We start from the raw sequence: 2,336 nt of genomic DNA, 5'->3' as shown, positions 1-2,336 counted from the left end.
TTCGAGGCCAACTCCTACCGCGACTACCTCGAACTCCACGGCCTGTCCGTCCAGTTGGCCGAAGCCCTGGCCGAGTACTGGCACGCCCGGGTCCGGAGCGAACTCGCCATCGGCTCCGGCGACCCGGACACTCTGGACGGCATGCTGCGCACCGAGTACCAGGGCTGCCGCTACTCCTTCGGCTATCCCGCCTGCCCGGATCTGGAGGACCGCGCCAAGATCGCGGTCCTGCTGCGGCCGGAGCGGATCGGTGTCGAGCTCTCCGAGGAGTTCCAGCTGCACCCCGAGCAGTCCACCGACGCCCTCGTCGTCCACCACCCCGAAGCCGGCTACTTCAACGCGGGAGGCCGGGGATGAACGCCCTGCGCGACACGCTGGCCACGGGAGCGCGCTCGCTGTCCTTCGAGTTCTTCCCGCCGAAATCCGCGGCCGGCGAGCGGGCACTGTGGCAGGCCATCCGCCGTATCGAGGCGCTGTCACCGACGTTTGTCTCCGTGACGTACGGGGCCGGTGGTTCCTCCCGCGACCGAACGATCGAGGTCACCAAGCGGCTGGCCGCCGAAACCACACTGCGGCCGGTGGCCCATCTCACCGCCGTCGGCCACTCGGTCGCCCAGCTGCGGCACATCATCGGGCAGTACGCGGACGCGGGCGTACGCGATGTGCTCGCCCTGCGCGGCGATCCGCCCGGCGCCCCCAACGGTCCCTGGCGTCCGCATCCGCACGGACTGCGCCATGCCCAGGAGCTGGTGAGGCTGGTGAAGGAGTCCGGTGAGTTCAGCGTCGGCGTGGCCGCCTTCCCCGAACGGCACCCCGCCTCACCGGACTGGGACAGCGACATCCGTCATTTCGTCGCCAAGTGCCGGGCCGGCGCCGATTACGCCCTCACCCAGATGTTCTTCCGCGTGGAGGACTATCTGCGGCTGCGGGACCGGGTCGCCGCGGCCGGCTGCGACACCCCGGTCATTCCCGAGATCATGCCGGCCACCGACGTACGCCAGATCCGCCGCTTCGCCGAGCTGAGCCATGCGGCGTTCCCCGAAGATCTGGCGCACCGGCTGGAGGCGGCCCGTGACGACCCCGCGGCAGCCCATCGCATCGGCGTCGAGCACGCCACCATGATGGCCGAGCGGCTGCTGGCCGAAGGAGCGCCGGGCCTGCACTACATCACCCTGAACCGGTCCACCGCGACACTGGAGATCCACCAGAACCTCGGCCTGTCCACCGCCGTCCCACAGCGGCAACCGGACCGACACTAGGAAGAGGACACCCCATGCATCCCCTGGTCCCTGCGGAGGCCGGCACATGAAACTCCTGGTGACCGGCGGAGCCGGATTCATCGGCTCCCACTACGTCCGCACCCTCCTCGCCGGCGGCTACCCGGGCCATGAGAAGGCCTCGGTGACCGTCCTGGACAAACTCACCTACGCGGGCAACCGGGCGAACCTGCCGGCGAGTCACCCCCGGCTGGCCTTCATCGAGGGGGACGTCTGCGACCGGGGACTGCTCCTCGACCTGCTGCCGGGCCACGACGCGGTGGTCCACTTCGCCGCGGAGTCCCATGTCGACCGCTCCCTGACCGACGCCGGCGCGTTCGTCCGCACCAACGTCGGCGGCACCCAGACGCTGCTCGACGCCTGTGTCGCCGCCCGCATACCGCGGGTCGTGCACATCTCCACGGACGAGGTGTACGGGTCGATCGCCGAGGGCGCCTGGACCGAGGACCACCCGCTGCTGCCCAACTCCCCCTACGCCGCGTCCAAGGCGTCCGCCGATCTCGTCGCCCGCTCGTACTGGCGCACCCACGGTCTCGATCTGTCGATCACCCGGTGCTCCAACAACTACGGCCCCTACCAGCACCCCGAAAAGCTGATCCCCCGGTTCGTCACGAACCTGCTGCAGGGAGAACCGGTGCCCTTGTACGGGGACGGCAGGAACGTACGGGAGTGGCTGCACGTCGACGATCACTGCCGGGCCATCCAGCTGGTGCTGACCCGTGGGGAGGCCGGCGAGGTCTACAACATCGGCCAGGGCAACCAGCGTTCCAATCGGCAGATGACCGAGCTGCTGCTGGAGCTGTGCCATGCGGACCCGCAGCTGGTGCGCCGGGTGCCCGACCGCAAGGGCCACGATCTGCGCTATGCCCTGGACGACGGCAAGATCCGCCGTGAGCTGGGGTATGCGCCGGCGGTCTCCTTCGCGCGGGGCCTGGGCGAGACGGTGGACTGGTACCGGGACAACCCGGCGTGGTGGAAGCCGTTGAGGAGCGATACGCACTGAACGGTGCGGCCCGCCGGGCGCCCGGTGCGCGGCTTCCCTGACGGGCGGCCGCGCAC

The 2,336-nt window shown here is 70.0% G+C and carries 3 protein-coding genes; all 3 read left to right on the top strand.

What is annotated here, in order from left to right; all coding sequences use genetic code 11:
* The coding region (locus ACWGI6_RS38180) for a vitamin B12 dependent-methionine synthase activation domain-containing protein (protein ID WP_453271771.1) at positions 1 to 357 on the top strand (357 nt) is incomplete at its 5' end.
* Positions 354 to 1,259: a methylenetetrahydrofolate reductase [NAD(P)H] gene (gene metF / locus ACWGI6_RS38175; protein WP_393905250.1), complete on the top strand. Its 906-nt coding sequence runs from the start codon at positions 354 to 356 to the stop codon at positions 1,257 to 1,259. The genes ACWGI6_RS38180 and metF, both read left to right, overlap by 4 nt.
* Before the next feature lie 46 nt (positions 1,260 to 1,305).
* Complete coding sequence (rfbB, locus tag ACWGI6_RS38170) at positions 1,306 to 2,280, top strand: dTDP-glucose 4,6-dehydratase (protein WP_453271770.1); 975 nt, start codon at positions 1,306 to 1,308, stop codon at positions 2,278 to 2,280.
* Positions 2,281 to 2,336: the final 56 nt, after the last annotated feature.

The organism is Streptomyces sp. NPDC054786 (assembly GCF_053611685.1).
This window is presented reverse-complemented; position numbering and strand designations above follow the sequence as displayed.

Bases quoted from the DNA above. Each gene is read 5' to 3' on its own strand.
- metF (WP_393905250.1), top strand. From the start codon at position 354: ATGAACGCCCTGCGCGACACGCTGGCCACGGGAGCGCGCTCGCTGTCC.
- rfbB (WP_453271770.1), top strand. From the start codon at position 1,306: ATGAAACTCCTGGTGACCGGCGGAGCCGGATTCATCGGCTCCCACTAC.